The sequence below is a fragment of the Micromonospora solifontis genome, assembly GCF_003725545.1.
Classification (GTDB): domain Bacteria; phylum Actinomycetota; class Actinomycetes; order Mycobacteriales; family Micromonosporaceae; genus Micromonospora; species Micromonospora solifontis.
This window is the reverse complement of the sequence record NZ_RJLN01000076.1, coordinates 1-16,882: the sequence shown is the minus strand read 5'-3', so window position 1 is coordinate 16,882 and position 16,882 is coordinate 1. Positions and strand designations below refer to the sequence as shown.

Genomic DNA, 16,882 nt, shown 5'->3' with positions numbered 1-16,882 from the left:
GCCGGCCCCCTCAGCTGCCCGTACCGGCCGACGCGGCGGTCTGGTTGAAGTTGTTCTTCGTGCGCCGGGTGTCGTACGGCACGGTCGTCTCCGCGTACGGCTTCTCGCCGATCGCGGTGAGCGCCTCCTGGGTCGACTTGCCGGCCTTCTTGGCCGCCAGGAACTGCTCGTACTTCTCCGGCGAGACGACCCGCAGCTCGAAGTTCATGAAGGCGTGGTAGCTACCGCACAGCTCGGCGCAGCGGCCGACGTACGCGCCCTCCTGGTCGATGCTGGAGACCTCGAAGCTGTTGCGGATGATGCCCGGCATGACGTCCCGCTTGAACAGCAGCTCCGGCACCCAGAAGGAGTGGACGACGTCGCGGCTGGTCTCCTCGAAGCGGATCGACTTGCCGGTCGGCAGGACCAGCACCGGGATGACCTCGCTGGTGCCGAGGGTCGACGCGATGGTGTTCGCGTCCCGGCCCTGGCCGTCGCGGTAGTTGAACTGCCAGTTCCACTTGAAGGCGACGACCTCGACGGTGACGTCCGGGTTCTTCGACTCCTTGTTCACGTCGGTCTGCACGACCGCCGTGTAGTAGAAGAGCACGGAGACCACGAGGATCGGCGCGATGGTGTAGAGGAACTCCATCGGCAGGTTGTAGCGGGTCTGCACCGGCAGCTCGTTGCCCCGCTTCCGGTAACGGATCACGCACCAGAAGATCAGGCCCCAGACGAACACGCCGACCGCGAGCGCCGCGATGCAGGACGCGATCCACAGGTCGTACATCCGGTGCGACTCCGGCGTGATGCCGCCCTGCGGCCACCCGAAGCCGTCGAACGTCTTGCCGACGTCGCAGCCGGTGAGCAGAACCAGCAGCGCGGCCCCACCGAGACCGAGCCCGGCGAGCCGACCAGCACCACGCCGCCGGCGCCCGCCGGCCCCTCGGGAAGCGCTGTGCCGTACGGCCGACGACCGTACCTCCGAACTCCTTGCGACCACCTGGTCCTGCCTCCCTAGCGCGCCGCGGTGGTTGTTTCGTCAACACCGACGGCAAAGGCGTCACCGACGGTCGCAGATTACTCGACCATGACGGGCCTGACCGTCTTGGGGTCACTGTCCGCCCCCATCGGGGGGATCTTGCCGGTACCGGCGCGATAGCGTGGGCGTTCGTGAGCGAGCCCAGCGAGCGAACCATCGGGCCCGGTGGCGCGGCCCCGGTCTACCTGGACGCGGCGACGGCCGCGCCGCCGCACCCGGTCGCGCGGCAGGCGCTGCTGGCCGCCCTGGACGACGGGTGGGCGGACCCGGCCAAGCTCTACGGCCAGGCCCGGCGCGCCCGCCAACTGCTCGACGCCGCCCGTGAGGCCGCCGCGCAGGCCCTCGGCGTCCGCGCCGACGAGCTGTCCTTCACCCCCAGCGGTACGGCGGCCGCGCACGCCGCCGTGCTCGGCGGCCTGGCCGGCCGGCGCCGGGTCGGGGCGCGGCTGGTGCACTCCGCGATCGAGCACTCCGCGGTGCTGCACGCCGCCGAGCGGCACGTGGCCGCCGGCGGGGACGCGGTCCCGGTGCCGGTGGACCGGCTCGGCCGGCTGGACCTGGACGCCTGGGCGACGGCGGTGGCCGTACCGGGAGTGGCCCTGGCGGCGCTGATCGGGGCCAGCCACGAGGTGGGCACCGTGCAGCCGGTGCCGGCGGCGGCCGAGTACTGCGCCGAGGCGGGCGTGCCGCTCTACGTCGACGCGGCACAGCTGGTCGGCCGGGCCCCGCTGCCGGCGGGCTGGTCGGTGCTGAGCGCCAGCGCGCACAAGTGGGGCGGTCCGCCCGGCGTCGGCCTGCTGGTGGTCCGCAAGGGCACCCGCTGGGAGTCGCCGTTCCCGGCCGACGAGCGGGAGTCGGGGCGTACCCCGGGGGTGCTGAACCTGCCCGCGGTGGTCGCGGCGGCGGCGAGCCTGCGCGCGGCGGCGGCCGACGCGGCCGCCGAGGCAGCCCGGCTGGCCCCCCTGGTCGACCGGATCCGGGCCCGGGTGGCGGCCGAGGTGCCCGACGTCGAGGTGGTCGGCGACCCCGTGGACCGCCTCCCCCACCTGGTCACCTTCTCCTGCCTGTACGTGGACGGCGAGGCGCTGCTGCACGCGCTGGACCGGCGGGGCTTCGCGGTCTCCTCCGGCTCCTCCTGCACCTCGTCCACCCTGCGGCCGTCGCACGTGCTGGAGGCGATGGGAGTGCTGTCGCACGGCAACGTGCGGGTGTCGCTGCACCGGGAGACCACCGACGCGGACGTGGAGCGGTTCCTCGCCGAGCTGCCCGGGATCGTCGCCGACCTGCGCGCCGAGGCGGGGGTGGTCGGGCTGTGACCGCGCCGGACGAGGTCCTCGACTGCCGGGGTCAACGCTGCCCGCTGCCGGTGATCAACCTGGCCCGCCGCCTGCCGGAGCTGCCGGTCGGGGCGGTGGTCCGGGTCCTCGCCGACGACCCGGCCGCGGCGGTCGACATCCCGGCCTTCTGTCGCCTGCGCGGCCACGACTTCCTCGCCGCCCACCCCACCCAGGGCCCCGCCTACGACATCCGCCGCACCCACTGACCCACCCCGCAGCTGGTTCCCCACCCGCTGACCGCGGCCGCCCTCAGCCGCATCCACCCGCGCCGCGCCTCACGCCCGCGCCGCGCCTCACGCCCGCGCCGCGCCTCACGCCCGCGCGGCCCCTCATGCCCGTGCCACGCCTCACCCCCGCGCCACGCCCCGCACATCGCGCCGCGAACCTCGCGGGCATGCCGCGCCCACGCGCCAAGATCCTCACTAATTCAGGGAAATAGTGGCCATCGCGCGGCGGATAGCCACTATTTCCCTGAATTAGGCCGCACACGGCGGCGGGGCGCCTGCCCGGCGCGGGGCCGGGGGCACGGCGCGGGGCCGGGGGCACGGCGCGGGGCCGGGGGCATGAGGCGCGGGGCCGGGGGCGGGGGGCGCGGGCGTGGGGCGGGGGTTACCTGAGGTAGGCGAGGATGCCGGGCAGGGGGTCGGTGTCGACGGCCGTGTCGACCACCAGGCGGGGGCCGATGATGGGCTCGTACTCGGCGCGGCGTACCAGGGTCTGCTCCCAGGTCGGGTGGTGCTCGTCGGGCGGGCGGGCCTCGACCCGGCGGCGGTGCTCGGCCTCGTCCCCGCAGTGCACCTCGATCACGCGCAGCGGCACGCGGGACCGCTCGGCCAGGTCGTGCCAGAGGCCGCGGGCGCTGGCCACCGGGTTCACCGCGTCGACCACCACGCTCAGCCCGAGCCCGAGCTGCACCTCGGCCAGCCCGGCGACCGCGCCGTACGCGGCCATCCCGGGCACGTCGCCGACCAGGCCGTACCGGTGCAGGGCCCGCTCGACCGGGTCGACCGGCAGGACCGGGGCGCGCAGCGCGGCGCCGACCCGGACGGCGAGGGTGGTCTTGCCCACCCCGGGCAGCCCGGCGAAGGCGACCAGCAGCGGGCCGCCCGCGCCGGGGCGCACCGCGCCCGGGTCGACCCCGCCGTCGGGGACGGGTACCTCGGAGGTCACGGCAGCAGGTGCGGCCGGACGTCGTCGGCGGCCTGGTCGCCGTACGACTCGGCGAGGCGCTTCACGAACAGGTCCCGGCGGACCTCGTACTCCTGGCCGCCGAAGTTCTCCAGCACGAGGGTGGCGAGCAGGCAGCCCACCTGGGCCGCGCGCTCCAGGCCGACGCCCCAGTCGAGCGCGGCGAAGAAGCCGGCCCGGAAGCCGTCGCCGACGCCGGTCGGGTCGACCGCCTGGATCTCCCGGGCGATCGGCACGTGGATGGTGGCGAAGTCCCGGCCGGCGATCTCCACGCCCTGCTTGCCCAGCGTGGTGACCCGCACCTTCACCCGGTCCAGCAGCTGCGCGTCGCTGAGCCCGGCCTTGCTCTGCAGCAGCGACTTCTCGTACTCGTTGGTCATCAGGTAGTCGGCGCCGTCGACCAGGCTGAGCACGTCCGCGCCGTCCATCCGGGCGAGCTGCTGCGACGGGTCGGCGACGAAGGCGTACCCCCGCTCCCGGCACTCCGCGGAGTGCCGGATCATCGCGGCCGGGTCGTTGGCGCTGACCAGCACCAGGTCGAGGCCGCCGAGCCGGTGTGCCACCGGGGACAGCTCGATGTTGCGGGCCTCGCTCATCGCGCCGGCGTAGAACGAGGCGATCTGGCACATGTCGAGGTCGGTGGTGCAGACGAAGCGGGCGGTGTGCGCCACCTCGCTGACGTGCACCGAGTCGCAGTCGACGCCGTGCCGCTCCAGCCACGAGCGGTAGTCCGCGAAGTCGGCGCCGACCGCACCGAGCAGCACCGGCCGCAGGCCCAGCTGGGCCATGCCGAAGGCGATGTTGGCGGCGGTGCCGCCGCGCCGGAGCACCAGCTCGTCGACGAGGAAGGACAGGGAGACCTTGTCCAGCTGGTCGGCGATGAGCTGTTCGGCGAAACGGCCGGGGAAGCTCATCAGGTGGTCGGTCGCGATCGAGCCGGTCACGGCGATCTTCATGTCAACCCTCGCGGTCGGGAGCACGGCGCGGGTCAGCCTACCGGTACGACGGGCGCACCGGTCGCAGGTCGGTCAGGCAGCGGTCAACCACCGTAGGGCCGCCCGACACCGGACGGACACCGCGCGGCACGTCGGATGGACGACTCCGGACAACCGGGGAAAAAGCGGCGGGGCCGCCCCGGAAAGGGACGGCCCCGCCATGGGTCGTACGCAGGCCGGGCCGGCCCGACCGGTGGGGCGGACCGGCGGGCGCCGGCGCGCGGTCGACTCAGCTGAACGAGTCGCCGCAGGCGCAGGAGTTGCCGGCGTTCGGGTTGTCGATGGTGAAGCCCTGGGCGTCGATCCGGTCGGCGAAGTCGATCGTCGCGCCGGCCAGGTAGGGGGCGCTCATCCGGTCGACGACGACCTCGACACCGTCGTAGTCGGTGACGACGTCACCGTCGAGGGACCGCTCGTCGAAGAAGAGCTGGTACCGCAGGCCGGAGCAGCCGCCCGGCTGCACGGCGACCCGGAGCCGCAGGTCGTCGCGGCCCTCCTGCTCGATCAGGGCCTTGACCTTCTGCGCCGCGACGTCGGTGAGGACGACGGTGTCAGGGGCCTTGGCCTCGGTCGACTCGGTCTGCGCTGGCGTGGTCACGTGGAAATCTCCCTGCGCGGTATGGGTCCGGACGCACTGGCCAACGCGTCGCGTCCGCCAGTGATTCCCGGTGTGGTCCAGATCCGATCGTACGCCGCCCCGCCGGCGACCACCTCCGGTGGCGCGACCGGGGCGCGTGAGCCGCGCCGCAGGCCAGCGCGGCGGCCGGCCGGCGGCTCAGCGGCTCCACTGCCGGGCGAGCCGCGCCCCGAGCGCGCGCAGCCCCTCGGCGGGCCGGTCCATCGCGGCCTCGACGCCGCCGTTCTCCTCGCCGCCGAAGTGCTCCACCAGGCTGTACGCCTCGGTCACCCCGGCCGCCGCGGCCTCCCGCCGCCCGGTGCTGACCCGACCGGCGAGCACCACGCAGGGCAGGCCCCGGTCCCGGGCGCCGCCGGCCACCCCGGCGACCACCTTGCCGCGCAGGGACTGGTGGTCGAAGGAGCCCTCCCCGGTGATCACCAGGTCGGCGGCGTCGAGCGCGGCGTCCAGGCCGATCGCCCGGGTCACCAGCCCGATGCCGGACTCGCAGCGGCCGCCCAGGGCCAGCACCGCCGCGCCCAGCCCGCCGGCCGCGCCGCCGCCGGGCCGCGCGCCGAGGCCGGCCGGGCAGCCGGGCAGGTCCCGCTCCAGTACCCCCGCCCAGCGCTCCAGCGCGGCGTCGAGCAGCAGCACGTCGGCCCGGGTGGCGCCCTTCTGCGGGCCGTACACGTTGCTGGCCCCGTGCAGGCCGAGCAGCGGGTTGTCGACGTCGGTGGCGGCGACCAGGGCGGCGCCGCGGACCCGGGGCGCACCGTCCAGCGCGGCCACCGCCGCGAGGGCCGCCCCGCCGTACGGCAGGGCGCGGCCGGCCTCGTCCAGCGCGGTGACGCCCAGCGGGGTGAGCATGCCGGCGCCCCCGTCGTTGGTGGCCGAGCCGCCCAGCCCGATCACCACGGTCCGCGCGCCCGCCTCGACCGCGGCGGCGACCAGCAGCCCCAGCCCGTACGAGGTGGTGAGCTTCGGGTCGCGCTCGGCGGTCGACAGCAGGTGCAGCCCGCACGCCTGGGCACTCTCCAGATACGCGGTGCCGTCGTCGGTGAGCAGGATCTCACCGGCGGCGGGGCGGCCGAGCGGGTCGACGGTGGGCACCGGCAGCCGCCGCCCGCCGAGCGCCTCGGCGAGCACCGCGACGAACCCCGGGCCGCCGTCGGCGAGCGGCCGGAGCAGCAGTTCGTCGCCGGGGGCCACGCTCCGCCAGCCCTCGGCGACCGCGGCGGCCACCTCCTGGGCCGGCAGCGTGCCGGCGAACTTGTCCGGGCAGAGCAGCACGCGCATGCCGAGCAGTGTGGCAGGCCACACCGCGGACGGCTGCGGGCCGGCCGCGCTGTGGGACCATGGGTGCGTGACTTCGACCTGGGTTGAGCCCTCCAACACCGCCACTGCGCTGCTGCTCCTCGGCCGCGGCAGCGACCCCGCCACCGAGCGTGGCGTGGAGTGTCCGGGTGACCTTCCCGCGCCGAGCGACCCGGACCTGGTGGCCCGGGCGGCGGCGGCGAAGGCCGCGCTCGGCACGAAGGTCTTCGTGCTGGGCCACCACTACCAGCGCGACGAGGTGATCCAGTTCGCCGACGTGACCGGCGACTCGTTCAAGCTGGCCCGGGAGGCGGCGGCCCGGCCCGACGCCGAGTACATCGTCTTCTGCGGCGTGCACTTCATGGCCGAGAGCGCGGACATCCTCACCTCGGACCAGCAGAAGGTGATCCTGCCCGACCTGGCCGCCGGTTGCTCGATGGCCGACATGGCGGTGCTGTCGCAGGTCGAGACCGCCTGGGACGTGCTGGCCGAGCTGGGCATCGCGGCGGACACCGTCCCGGTGACCTACATGAACTCGTCGGCGGACATCAAGGGCTTCGTCGGCCGGCACGGCGGCGTGGTCTGCACCTCGTCGAACGCGAAGCGGGCCCTGGACTGGGCGTTCGAGCAGGGACGCAAGGTGCTCTTCCTCCCCGACCAGCACCTGGGCCGCAACACCGCCGTGCGGGAGATGGGCTTCTCCCTGGACGACTGCGTCCTCTACGACCCGCACAAGCCGGGCGGCGGGCTCACCGCCGACCAGCTCCGGGACGCGAAGATGATCCTCTGGCGCGGGCACTGCTCGGTGCACGGCCGCTTCACGCTGGACAGCGTCAACGACGTCCGGGAGCGGGTGCCCGGGGTCAACGTGCTGGTCCACCCGGAGTGCCGGCACGAGGTGGTCTCAGCCGCCGACTTCGTCGGCTCGACGGAGTACATCATCAAGACCATCGAGGCGGCCCCGGCCGGCTCGGCGTGGGCGATCGGCACGGAGCTGAACCTGGTGCGCCGGCTGGCGCTGGCCCACCCGGACAAGCAGATCATGTTCCTCGACCGGGCGGTCTGCTACTGCTCGACGATGAACCGGATCGACCTGCCGCACCTGGTGTGGGCGCTCGAGGAGCTGGTCGCCGGCCGGGTGGTCAACCAGATCACGGTCGACCCGGACACCGCGCGCCACGCCCGGGCGGCGCTGGACCAGATGCTGGCCCTGCCCGGCGCCTGATCACGTTCGGTCACATCACTGGTACGGAAAAGCACCGGAATCCCCGGTTCATGCCCGGACTGGTGATGTGACCGATTCCATTTTCGTCACGGAGGGCTATGCTGCCGGGGCGACGACACACGCGGGCCGTTTTCACCTGGCCGCATTCCGGGTAGCGATGCGAATCGTGGACCCCACCCCATCTAACGGCAGCAGAAGCGCGCTGGAGGTTGCGTTGACCGACGACGTCCTGGTCGTACACGGAGGCACTCCCCTTCAAGGGCGGATCCGCGTGCGCGGCGCGAAGAACCTCGTGTCCAAGGCGATGGTCGCCGCCCTGCTGGGCGACACCCCCAGCCGGCTGTTCGACGTGCCCCGGATCCGGGACGTCGAGGTGGTCCGCGGGCTGCTCGGCCTGCACGGGGTGAAGGTGAGCGACGGCGAGGAGGACGGCGAGCTCGTCTTCGACCCGTCCAACGTCGAGAGCGCCAGCACCGACCAGATCAACGTGCACGCCGGCTCCAGCCGCATCCCGATCCTGTTCTGCGGTCCGCTGCTGCACCGGCTCGGCCACGCCTTCATCCCCGACCTGGGCGGCTGCCACATCGGCCCGCGGCCGATCGACTTCCACCTGCAGGCACTGCGGGAGTTCGGCGCGACGGTCGAGAAGACCCCGGAGGGGCTGCACCTGTCGGCGCCGAACGGCCTGCACGGCACCAAGTTCGCCCTGCCGTACCCGAGCGTCGGCGCCACCGAGCAGGTGCTGCTCACCGCGGTGATGGCCGAGGGCGTGACCGAGCTGCGCAACGCCGCCGTCGAGCCCGAGATCATCGACCTGATCTGTGTCCTGCAGAAGATGGGCGCGATCATCAAGGTGCACACCGACCGGGTGATCGAGATCCAGGGGGTGAAGCGGCTCAGCGGTTACACCCACCGGCCGATCCCGGACCGGATCGAGGCGGCGAGCTGGGCGGCGGCGGCCCTGGCCACCCGCGGCCACGTCGAGGTGCTCGGCGCCCAGCAGGCCGACATGATGACCTTCCTCAACATCTTCCGCTCGGTCGGCGGCGAGTACGAGGTGACCGACCTGCGCCCGCCGCGCGCCGGCAAGCCGGGCCAGGAGGGCGGTATCCGGTTCTGGCACCCGGGCGGCGAGTTGAACGCGGTGGCGCTGGAGACCGACGTCCACCCCGGCTTCATGACCGACTGGCAGCAGCCCCTCGTGGTGGCGCTGACCCAGGCCCGGGGCCTGTCGATCGTCCACGAGACGGTCTACGAGCAGCGGCTGGGCTACACCGAGGCGCTGAACTCGATGGGCGCCAACATCCAGGTCTACCGGGACTGCCTGGGCGGCACCCCGTGCCGCTTCGGGCGGCGCAACTTCAAGCACTCCGCGGTGATCGCCGGGCCGAGCAAGCTGCACGCCGCCGACCTGGTCATCCCGGACCTGCGGGCCGGGTTCAGCCACCTGATCGCGGCGCTCGCCGCCGAGGGCACCTCCCGGGTGTACGGCGTCGACCTGATCAACCGCGGCTACGAGGACTTCGAGGCCAAGCTGGCGGACCTGGGCGCGCACGTCGAGCGCCCGTAACGTCACAGCGCTTCCCGCGCTGCGACAACTCCAGCTCGGCTGGCGGCCATAATTCGGCCTCCGCGCCCGCAGGCGGCGCTCCGGACCGAATGAAGGCCGGTCTCACGCCGCGCCGCGACCTGGAGCCGTCGGCCCGGTGCACCCGCGGTGTGCACCGGGCGCGGCCGTTTGGCTACCCTTGCCGCGTGCCGTCGCTGTTTCGTCGTAAGCCCGACCTGGTCGAGGAGTCCGTCACCACGGTGACGCCCGACGAGGAGTCCGCCGCTGCCCGCCCCCGGGGGTACACCCCGAGCAAGAAGGAACTGGGGCAGGTCACCCCGAAGCGGCCCGGCGCCGGCCGGCGCCCGGCCGGCGCGCCGAGCAGGCCGCTGACCAAGGAGGAGGCCCGGGAGCAGCGCCGGACGGCGCGCGCCGAGGCGGCCGCGGAGTTCCGGCGTGAGGGCGGGCCCCGCGACCGGGGCCCGGAGCGGCTGCTGGCCCGCAACGTGGTCGACTCCCGGCGTACGGTCGGCACCTGGTTCTTCGGCGGCGCGCTGATCGTGCTGATCGGCTCCAACCAGGCCATGCCACCGATCGTGCGGCTGCTCTCCAACCTGCTGTGGGGCCTGCTGGCGCTCGGCGTGGTGGTCGACTCGGTGCTGATCTCCCGCAAGATCAAGAAGCTGGTGCGCGAGCGCTACCCGAAGAGCACCGAGAAGCTCGGCTCGCTCTACTTCTACGCGATCATGCGCTCGATCACGTTCCGCCGGATGCGCGCCCCCGCGCCTCGGGTGAACATCGGCGACAAGATCTGACCCCGGCCTCCCCGGCCCCTTCCCGCCGTCGCGGGGAGGGGCCGGGTCGTGTTCAGGCCACCCCGAGCAGGCGCAGCAGCGCGGTGGTGCCGGCGGCGGCGACCACGACGAGGATGAACGGCGCCCGCCGCCAGGCGAGGGCCACCCCGACCAGCACCCCGGTGGGCCGGGCGTAGCCGGCGAAGCCGCCCGCCTCGGTCAGCGCGGCGGTCGCCACCAGGGCGGCCAGCAGCACGGCGGCGCCGACCGGCAGCAGCCGGGCGGCCCACTCGGGCAGCTCCAGCCGGTCGCGCAGCAGCACGCCGGAGGCCCGGAAGGCGTACGTGCCGACGGCCAGGGCGAGGATCACCGCGATCAGCACGACGCCTCCCCGTGCCGTGCCGCCCCGCCGCGCGCCGAGGCCGCGGCGGAGTCGGCCGGCGCACGCAAGGGGCCCGGGTCAACGCTGGGTGCGGCCCCTCCTGCCAGCACGGCCGACGACGGAGCGGCGGGCGGGGACGGCGGGGCCACCCCGGCGGACCGGTTACGCACCGCCGGCCCGATGAGGGCGGCGAGGGCGAGCAACACCGGCAGTCCGGCGGGCAGCAGCGGAGTTGCCAGCACGGCCAGCCCCGCACCGGCCAACGCCACCCGGCGGATGTTCCGGTCGCGCAGGCTGGGCAGCAGCAGAGCGGCCAGCCCGGCCGGGAAGGCGGCGTCGAGGCCCAGGGCGGCCGGGTCACCGACCGCGCCGCCGGCCAGCACGCCGAGCGCGGTGCCGGCGTTCCAGGACAGGAAGAGCAGGATCCCGGCGAGCCAGAACGCCCGGCGCCGTTCCGGCCCGGCCGGCCGGGCCAGCGCGAACGCGGTCGCTTCGTCGGTCATCAGATGGCTGCCGAGCAGTCGCCGCCCGCGACCGGGGCCGAGGCTGCCGCCGAGCGCGAGGCCGAACGGCAGGTGCCGGGCGTTGAGCAGCAGGCCGGCGAGGACCGCGGCGAGCGGACTGCCGGCGGCCACCAGGCCGACCGCCATGAACTGCGCCCCGCCGGCGTAGACGAGCACCGACATGGCGAGGGTGGCCCAGCCGGGCAGCCCGGCGGCGACCGCCACCGCGCCGAAGGACGCGCCGACGGCCGCCATCGCCGCGCCGATGGCGGCGACGTCGCGGAGCACCGCCGCGTTGCCCGTTCGATCTGCCGTACGCATGGTCCATTATCCTGAACGCGAACACCCTGGTTCGTCAAACCGAACAAACAGACCGATGGAGCGAACACATGGCGATCGACCCCGCTCCCCCGCTGGCCACCATCGCGGCCGCGCTGCGGCGCGAGCGCGACCGGGCCGGGCTCTCGCTGACCGAGCTGGCCCGCCGGGCCGGCATCGCCAAGTCCACCCTGTCCCAGCTGGAGTCGGGAGCCGGCAACCCGAGCGTGGAGACGCTCTGGGCCCTCGGGGTCGCGCTGGGCGTGCCGTTCAGCCGCCTGGTCGAGCCGCCGGCGGCCGCCGTCCGGGTGGTCCGGGCCGGCGAAGGGCCGCGGATCCGCTCCGAGCACGCCGACTTCAGCGCCACCCTGCTCGCCGCCGGCGCCCCGCACGCCCGCCGCGACGTCTACCTGATGGAGCTGGAGCCCGGCGCGGTCCGGCTCGCCGAGGCGCACACCCCGCGCAGCGTCGAACACGTCGTGGTCGCGGCCGGGCGGATGCGGGTCGGCCCGGAGTCCGACCCGGTCGAGCTGGGGCCGGGTGACTACGCGACCTTCCCCGGCGACACGCCGCACTGGTACGAGGCGCTGGCCCCGGGCACCTTCGCGGTGCTGGTCATGGAGCACCCGTGACGGTGGCTCCGCCGGCCTCCGCCGTCATGCGGTAGAGCCGGGCCACGACCTCCTCGATGTCCGGCTCCACGATCGCGATGTCCCGCAGGGTGGCCAGCCCGGCGAGGCCGGCGACCACCTCGGCGACGGTCGCCGACTCCAGCGCGAAGACCAGCCGGTGACCGTCCGCCTCCACCCGCTGCAACGGCGCGCCGGGCAGCTCCGGCGGTCGCGGCAGCGCCGCGTCCAGCTCGGCGACGACCATCCGGCGGGAGCCGTACCGGCTGTGCAGGGCGGCGATCGACCCGTCGTGCACCACCCGACCGTGGTCGATCACCACCAGCCGGTGACAGAGCCGCTCGATGTCGGCCAGGTCGTGCGTGGTCAGCACCAGGGTGGTGTCGCCGGCCCGCCCCAGCTCCGCCAGGAAGCCCCGGACGGCCTGCTTGCTCACCACGTCCAGCCCGATGGTCGGCTCGTCGAGGAAGAGCACCTCCGGGCCGTGCAGCAGGGCGGCGGTCAGCTCGCCGCGCATCCGCTGGCCGAGGGAGAGCTGCCGGACCGGGGTGTCCAGGAACTCGTCGAGGTCGAGCAGGCCGCGGCAGCGGGCCAGCCGGGCCCCGTGCTCGCCCGCCGGCACCCGGTAGACGTGCCGGAGCAGCTCGAACGAGTCGCGCAGCGGCAGGTCCCACCAGAGCTGCGAGCGCTGCCCGAACACCACCCCGATCCGCATCGCCAGCCGGGTCCGCTCGGCCACCGGACGCAGCCCGCAGACCCGGGCCTCTCCCGGCGAGGGCATGAGCACGCCGGTGAGCATCTTCAGGGTGGTCGACTTGCCGGCGCCGTTCGGGCCGATGTAGCCGAGCATCTCACCCCGCTCGACCCGCAGGTCGATCCCGTCGACCGCGGTGACCGTCCGCTTTTCCCGGCGCAGCCGGCCGGCCTTCACCCGGACGGTGAACTCCTTGCGCAGCCCGCTCATCTCGATGACGCTCATGACCCCGTACTCCGGTAGTGACGGATCCCGACCCGCCAGGCCAGGGCGGCGATCGCCGCGGCGACCAGCGCGACGCCGGGCGCGACCCAACCCACCCAGCCGGGCAGGCCCAGCGGGTCGGCCCGGCCGAGCAGCGCCAGCGCCGGGTGGTAGCTGACGAAGGCGAAACCCAGCCCGTACGCGAAGAGCGCGCGGAACCAGCCGCCGTAGACGGTGACCGGGTACGACGTGAAGTCGCGCCCGCCGTAGGTGACCGAGTTGGCCAGCTCGCCCGAGTCGATCCAGTAGAACGAGACGGTGGCGGTGGTGACGAAGACCGAGCCGAAGAAGACCAGCCCGGCGAGCGGGGCGACCACCACCAGCGCCACCCGGCCGGCGGTCCAGTGGATCCCCGCCGAGCCGACGGAGGCCACCAGCACGCCCAGCCCGAACACCACCCGGGACACCTTGCGCAGCGGCAGGTCCATCAGCAGCAGCTGGGGCAGCGCGGCCAGCGGGCGGACCAGCACCGCGTCGAACAGGCCGGTGCGGACGTACCGGGGCAGCCGCTCGATGTTGCCGACCAGCAGGTCCGCGGCGGCGAACGCGAACGACGACAGGCCGACGATCACCAGCGTCTCGTGCAGCGTGAAGCCACCCAGCTCGCGGGTGACCCCGAACAGCACCAGCACGGTGACCACGTCGAACACCGTGGCGCCGACGTTGCCGAACAGGTCCACCAGGAACGACGCCCGGTACGCGGCCTGCGACCGCGCCTGCGCGCCGAGCAGCGCCCGGTACGCGCCGAGCACCCCCGGTGTCCGCCCGGCCGGCTCCGGCCCGCCCCCGGACGGCGGGACCACCCGGGTCGGGCCGGTCAGCGTGCCCGGCTCAGCCACCCTGCACCACCAGCCGGAGCTCGGCCCGACGCTGCACCAGCCGGCAGAGGGCGAGCAGCACCACCGCCCAGCCGGCCTGCACCCCGACCAGGCCGAGCTGCACTGGCGCGGGCTGCCGCTCGACCAGCACGTCGAGCGGGATCTGGAGCAGGCTCGGGAACGGCGTGCCGTACCGGAGCAGGGCCTCCAGCCAGCCGGGCAGGAAGCCCAGCGGGAAGTAGAGCCCGGCCAGCACCCCGGAGCAGAGCGTCCAGAGGATCAGTGGTCCCCGGACGTCCTGCAGCCAGTACGCGGTGGCGTTGACCAGGTAGCGGCAGCCGAAGCAGATGACCACGGCGAGCACCACGGAGAGCACGAACAGCGGCAGGGTCGCCCCGCGGTGCGGCAGGTACACGTCGAAGAGGAACAGGCCGATCAGCACCGGCGGCACCAGCCGGGACAGCGCGGCGTACCCGGCCCGGCCCACGTCGGTGGCGAGGTAGCTGGTCACCGGGTGGACCGGGCGGAGCAGGTCGGCGGCGATCTCGCCGGTACGGATCCGGTCGGCCAGCTCGGTCCAGCCCCAGATCGCGATGACCGCCAGCAGCCCCTGCCCCACCCAGACGAAGGTGGCGAGCTGCTCCCGGTCGTAGCCGGCGACCCGGCCCGCCGCGCCGGCCGCGGCGAGGAAGATGTAGTAGCGCAGGAAGCCGAAGACGGTGTTGGTGACCACGCCCGCCACGGCGGCCTGTCGATAGGTGGCGTACCGGCGGAAGCCGGACCGGGCTATCGCGCCGAATGTCCGAATCGATCGGGTAACGTTTGAGTTCGTGGGCGGTGCCACAGTGGCGGTGACGGAGCCCACGCCGCTACCCTCCTTGCGCAGCCAAGACGTGCCGGACCGGGCGACTCTACCGGTGCGTCCGGCGCCCAGCGCGACAATTTCCAACGAGGTGACATCGCCGTGAGCGAGCGACGCGAGCCGGCCACGGGGCCGCGCCGCGCGAGCGGCGACCGGGTCCCCCGATGAGCGGCTACGACCGCTGGCGCGAGCCGGCCGAACCCTCGTGGGCCGCCGAGCCGACCCACGAGTGGCGGCCGCAGTTCCCGGGGCAGCGCTACCCGGGTGACATCGGCATCGAACACCTCACCCCGCCCGCGCCGCGCGGCCGGGCCGCCGTCGTCGGCCGCGCCGAGGTCCACCCGGTGAGCCCGGCGCCGATGGACGACGCGTACCCGGCCGGGCCCGACGGTCGGCGCGGCAGCCATCCGGTCAGCCCGGCCGGCCCGGACGGGCGGCCCGGTGGGTACCCGGTGAGCCCCGCTCCGGACGACCGGCGCGCGTACCCGGATCGGAACGGGCGCGAGGAACCCCGCGCGGACGGGCGGCGCTCGTGGTCGGACCGGCGTGGCTCCCACCCCGACGACCGGTACGACCCCCGCGGACCGGGGTGGGCGCCGGACCGGGAGCAGCCCGCCGCGTGGCGGGACGACCGGCCCGACCAGCGGTGGGTACGTCCCCGTGACGGCGCCCCGCACCGGCCGGTCTCCCCCGCGCCCGAGCCCGGCTGGCTGCCGGAGCCCGACGAGTTCCCGCACCGCCACCAGCCCCGTCCGGGCCGACCGGAACAGCGCTGGGGCACCCCCGACGGGCGCACCCCGCCGCCACGCGGTCCGGTCGACCGCCCGGGCTTCGACGCCCCCGCCGAACGAGGTGAACCGGCCCGCAACGGGCGCCCAGAGCCCGGCTCCGAGCGCCGAGCGGACCGGCGCGACCACGGCTTCGCCCACCCGGCGGAGCGGCGCGACCCGGGCTTCGACGGCCGGCACGAGCCCGGCCTCGACCGGCGGCCCGACCGCCGTGAGCCCGACCTCGACCGGCGGCTCGACCGCCGTGAGCCCGACCTCGACCGGCGGGCGGACCGGCGGGACCCGGGCTTCGACGGACGCGGTGACCGGCGCGAGCCCGGCTTCGCCCGGCCGGTCGACGGGCGGGACCCGGGATACGGACGGCCCACCGAGCGAGGCTTCGATGGCGCGCCCCGACGCGAGACGGACCCCCGCCGGGAGGCCGCCGCGCGGGCCGAGACGTACCGGGACGCGCCGGAGGGCCCCCGCCGGCCGATGGACCCGTACCGCCCCGGCCCCGGCCGGGACGAGGGACCGCGCCCGGCCGCCTTCCGGCCGGACGAGCGGTGGGAGGACCAGCGTCCCCCGGCCGACCCCGCCCGCCCGCGCGCCGAGGAGTGGCCGGTCATCGAGCGGCGGCCCCGCACCGAGCCGGCCACCCAGCGTCCCGACGAGCGGCACCGCCCGCCGCTCGGCCCCGACGGGCGGCCGGTCCGGCCGGCGGACGAGGCGGCTACCCGGTACGACGCTCGCCGCCCCGGCCCGGTCGACCCCCGGTACGACGGGCCGCGCCCCGAGTCCACCGGCCCCCGGTACGACGGTCCCCGGCCCGAACCGACCCGACCGCGCCCCGAATCCGTCGGCCCACGCCCCGAGCCGGTCGGCCCACGCCCGGAGTCCGTCGGCCCACGCCCCGAGCCGGTCGGCCCACGCCCGGAGCCCGGCGGGCCGCGCCTCGAATCCTTCGGCCCACGTCCGGAGTCCGCCCGCCCCGGTTCCGAGCCGGGCCGGCCGGAGTTCCGGCCGCGTCCGGACGAGTCGGCGGGCCGGCCGGACCGGCCGACGACCGCGCCGCGCGCTGACGACCCGCGACAGCGCCCGACCGCACCGGCCCGGCCGGAACAACCGCGCCCGGTCCCGATGCCGGCCCCGCCCGGCCGGCGGGACGAAGAGCGCCGCCCGCCGGTGGAGCGGCCCGACCCCCGTCCGGTCGCGCCAACCTCCGGCGCACCGGTTTCGGGTCCGCCCGTCTCCGGACCGCCCGTCCCGGGCCCCACCCGTCCCGGCGCACCCGTCTCCGGACCGCCCGTCTCCGGACCGCCCGTCTCCGGACCGCCCGTTTCGGGCGCCACACGTCCCGGCGCACCCGTCTCGGGCGCCACCCGCCCCGGCGCGCCCGTCTCTGGACCGCCCGGTCCGGGTCCCAGCCGTCCCGGCGCGCCCGTCTCCGGGCCGCCATCGCCAACTCGGGCCGTGCCGGGGCCCGGCGTTCCCACCTCGGGTACGCCGGTTTCGCCCGCGCCGGCCGCCGGGGCGCCGGTGGCCG

General features: G+C 75.1%; 16 protein-coding genes and 1 pseudogene. 7 read left to right on the top strand and 10 right to left on the bottom strand.

Annotated elements, in window-relative coordinates; all coding sequences use genetic code 11:
- Positions 1-10: 10 nt before the first annotated feature.
- On the bottom strand, positions 11-982 hold the full coding sequence (gene ctaC, locus EFE23_RS21755) for an aa3-type cytochrome oxidase subunit II (protein ID WP_123242789.1): 972 nt from the start codon (positions 980-982) through the stop codon (positions 11-13).
- 194 nt (positions 983-1,176) lie between these two features.
- On the opposite strand from ctaC, the gene EFE23_RS21750 reads away from it, so the two are divergent.
- Both EFE23_RS21750 and EFE23_RS21745 read left to right on the top strand, forming a co-directional pair.
- Positions 1,177-2,337 carry a cysteine desulfurase family protein gene (locus EFE23_RS21750; protein WP_123242802.1) on the top strand — a complete coding sequence of 387 codons (1,161 nt, stop codon included), beginning with the start codon at positions 1,177-1,179 and terminating at the stop codon, positions 2,335-2,337.
- The gene (locus EFE23_RS21745) at positions 2,334-2,564 is read left to right on the top strand and encodes a sulfurtransferase TusA family protein (RefSeq protein ID WP_123242788.1); all 231 of its coding nucleotides are present in this window, start codon (positions 2,334-2,336) and stop codon (positions 2,562-2,564) included. The genes EFE23_RS21750 and EFE23_RS21745 overlap by 4 nt, the downstream gene beginning before the upstream one ends.
- 403 nt (positions 2,565-2,967) lie before the next feature.
- Here EFE23_RS21745 and EFE23_RS21740 read toward each other — a convergent pair whose 3' ends face one another.
- The 4 genes from EFE23_RS21740 to EFE23_RS21725 form a co-directional block, all read right to left on the bottom strand.
- The gene (locus EFE23_RS21740) at positions 2,968-3,528 is read right to left on the bottom strand and encodes a P-loop nucleotide/nucleoside kinase family protein (protein WP_123242787.1); all 561 of its coding nucleotides are present in this window, start codon (positions 3,526-3,528) and stop codon (positions 2,968-2,970) included.
- Positions 3,525-4,502 carry a carbohydrate kinase family protein gene (locus EFE23_RS21735; RefSeq protein ID WP_123242786.1) on the bottom strand — a complete coding sequence of 326 codons (978 nt, stop codon included), beginning with the start codon at positions 4,500-4,502 and terminating at the stop codon, positions 3,525-3,527. Before EFE23_RS21735 ends, EFE23_RS21740 begins: the two co-directional genes overlap by 4 nt.
- Positions 4,503-4,770: 268 nt before the next feature.
- Positions 4,771-5,139, bottom strand: a complete 369-nt coding sequence (erpA, locus tag EFE23_RS21730) for an iron-sulfur cluster insertion protein ErpA (protein ID WP_123242785.1) — start codon at positions 5,137-5,139, stop codon at positions 4,771-4,773.
- Positions 5,140-5,316: 177 nt separating this feature from the next.
- Entirely contained in the window at positions 5,317-6,453 is a 1,137-nt protein-coding gene (locus EFE23_RS21725) for a glycerate kinase family protein (RefSeq protein ID WP_123242784.1), read from the bottom strand.
- A gap of 67 nt (positions 6,454-6,520) precedes the next feature.
- Here EFE23_RS21725 and nadA point away from each other — a divergent pair, with 67 nt between their 5' ends.
- From nadA to EFE23_RS21710, 3 genes are all read left to right on the top strand, one after another.
- Complete coding sequence (nadA, locus tag EFE23_RS21720; RefSeq protein WP_123242783.1) at positions 6,521-7,696, top strand: quinolinate synthase NadA; 1,176 nt, start codon at positions 6,521-6,523, stop codon at positions 7,694-7,696.
- 214 nt (positions 7,697-7,910) lie between these two features.
- Positions 7,911-9,266: a UDP-N-acetylglucosamine 1-carboxyvinyltransferase gene (gene murA / locus EFE23_RS21715; protein ID WP_123242782.1), complete on the top strand. Its 1,356-nt coding sequence runs from the start codon at positions 7,911-7,913 to the stop codon at positions 9,264-9,266.
- Positions 9,267-9,451: 185 nt separating this feature from the next.
- The gene (locus EFE23_RS21710) at positions 9,452-10,060 is read left to right on the top strand and encodes a DUF3043 domain-containing protein (protein ID WP_123242801.1); all 609 of its coding nucleotides are present in this window, start codon (positions 9,452-9,454) and stop codon (positions 10,058-10,060) included.
- A 52-nt stretch (positions 10,061-10,112) separates the two neighbouring features.
- Here the strand turns inward: EFE23_RS21710 and EFE23_RS21705 are convergent, their stop codons facing one another.
- Positions 10,113-10,421 carry an AzlD domain-containing protein gene (locus EFE23_RS21705; RefSeq protein WP_123242781.1) on the bottom strand — a complete coding sequence of 103 codons (309 nt, stop codon included), beginning with the start codon at positions 10,419-10,421 and terminating at the stop codon, positions 10,113-10,115.
- Positions 10,415-11,245 carry an AzlC family ABC transporter permease gene (locus EFE23_RS21700; protein WP_123242780.1) on the bottom strand — a complete coding sequence of 277 codons (831 nt, stop codon included), beginning with the start codon at positions 11,243-11,245 and terminating at the stop codon, positions 10,415-10,417. Before EFE23_RS21700 ends, EFE23_RS21705 begins: the two co-directional genes overlap by 7 nt.
- Before the next feature lie 68 nt (positions 11,246-11,313).
- Here EFE23_RS21700 and EFE23_RS21695 point away from each other — a divergent pair, with 68 nt between their 5' ends.
- Positions 11,314-11,874: a helix-turn-helix domain-containing protein gene (locus tag EFE23_RS21695; protein WP_123242779.1), complete on the top strand. Its 561-nt coding sequence runs from the start codon at positions 11,314-11,316 to the stop codon at positions 11,872-11,874.
- Here the strand turns inward: EFE23_RS21695 and EFE23_RS21690 are convergent.
- From EFE23_RS21690 to EFE23_RS21680, 3 genes are read right to left on the bottom strand one after another with little or no spacing between them, the layout of a single operon-like run.
- Positions 11,858-12,850, bottom strand: a complete 993-nt coding sequence (locus EFE23_RS21690; RefSeq protein ID WP_123242778.1) for an ABC transporter ATP-binding protein — start codon at positions 12,848-12,850, stop codon at positions 11,858-11,860. The two genes, EFE23_RS21695 and EFE23_RS21690, sit on opposite strands and share 17 nt — an antisense overlap.
- The gene (locus tag EFE23_RS21685; RefSeq protein WP_373684034.1) at positions 12,847-13,692 is read right to left on the bottom strand and encodes an ABC transporter permease; all 846 of its coding nucleotides are present in this window, start codon (positions 13,690-13,692) and stop codon (positions 12,847-12,849) included. The genes EFE23_RS21690 and EFE23_RS21685 overlap by 4 nt, the downstream gene beginning before the upstream one ends.
- A gap of 28 nt (positions 13,693-13,720) precedes the next feature.
- Complete coding sequence (locus tag EFE23_RS21680; RefSeq protein WP_123242777.1) at positions 13,721-14,572, bottom strand: ABC transporter permease; 852 nt, start codon at positions 14,570-14,572, stop codon at positions 13,721-13,723.
- A 161-nt stretch (positions 14,573-14,733) separates the two neighbouring features.
- On the opposite strand from EFE23_RS21680, the pseudogene EFE23_RS28265 reads away from it, so the two are divergent.
- Positions 14,734-16,882: pseudogene (locus EFE23_RS28265) on the top strand (hypothetical protein); the annotation flags it as partial.

Excerpts from the sequence above, each read along its gene's own strand:
- EFE23_RS21700 (WP_123242780.1), bottom strand. The coding sequence starts at position 11,245 with ATGCGTACGGCAGATCGAACGGGCAACGCGGCGGTGCTCCGCGACGTC.
- EFE23_RS21695 (WP_123242779.1), top strand. The coding sequence starts at position 11,314 with ATGGCGATCGACCCCGCTCCCCCGCTGGCCACCATCGCGGCCGCGCTG.
- EFE23_RS21735 (WP_123242786.1), bottom strand. The coding sequence starts at position 4,502 with ATGAAGATCGCCGTGACCGGCTCGATCGCGACCGACCACCTGATGAGC.
- EFE23_RS21725 (WP_123242784.1), bottom strand. The coding sequence starts at position 6,453 with ATGCGCGTGCTGCTCTGCCCGGACAAGTTCGCCGGCACGCTGCCGGCC.
- EFE23_RS21690 (WP_123242778.1), bottom strand. The coding sequence starts at position 12,850 with ATGAGCGTCATCGAGATGAGCGGGCTGCGCAAGGAGTTCACCGTCCGG.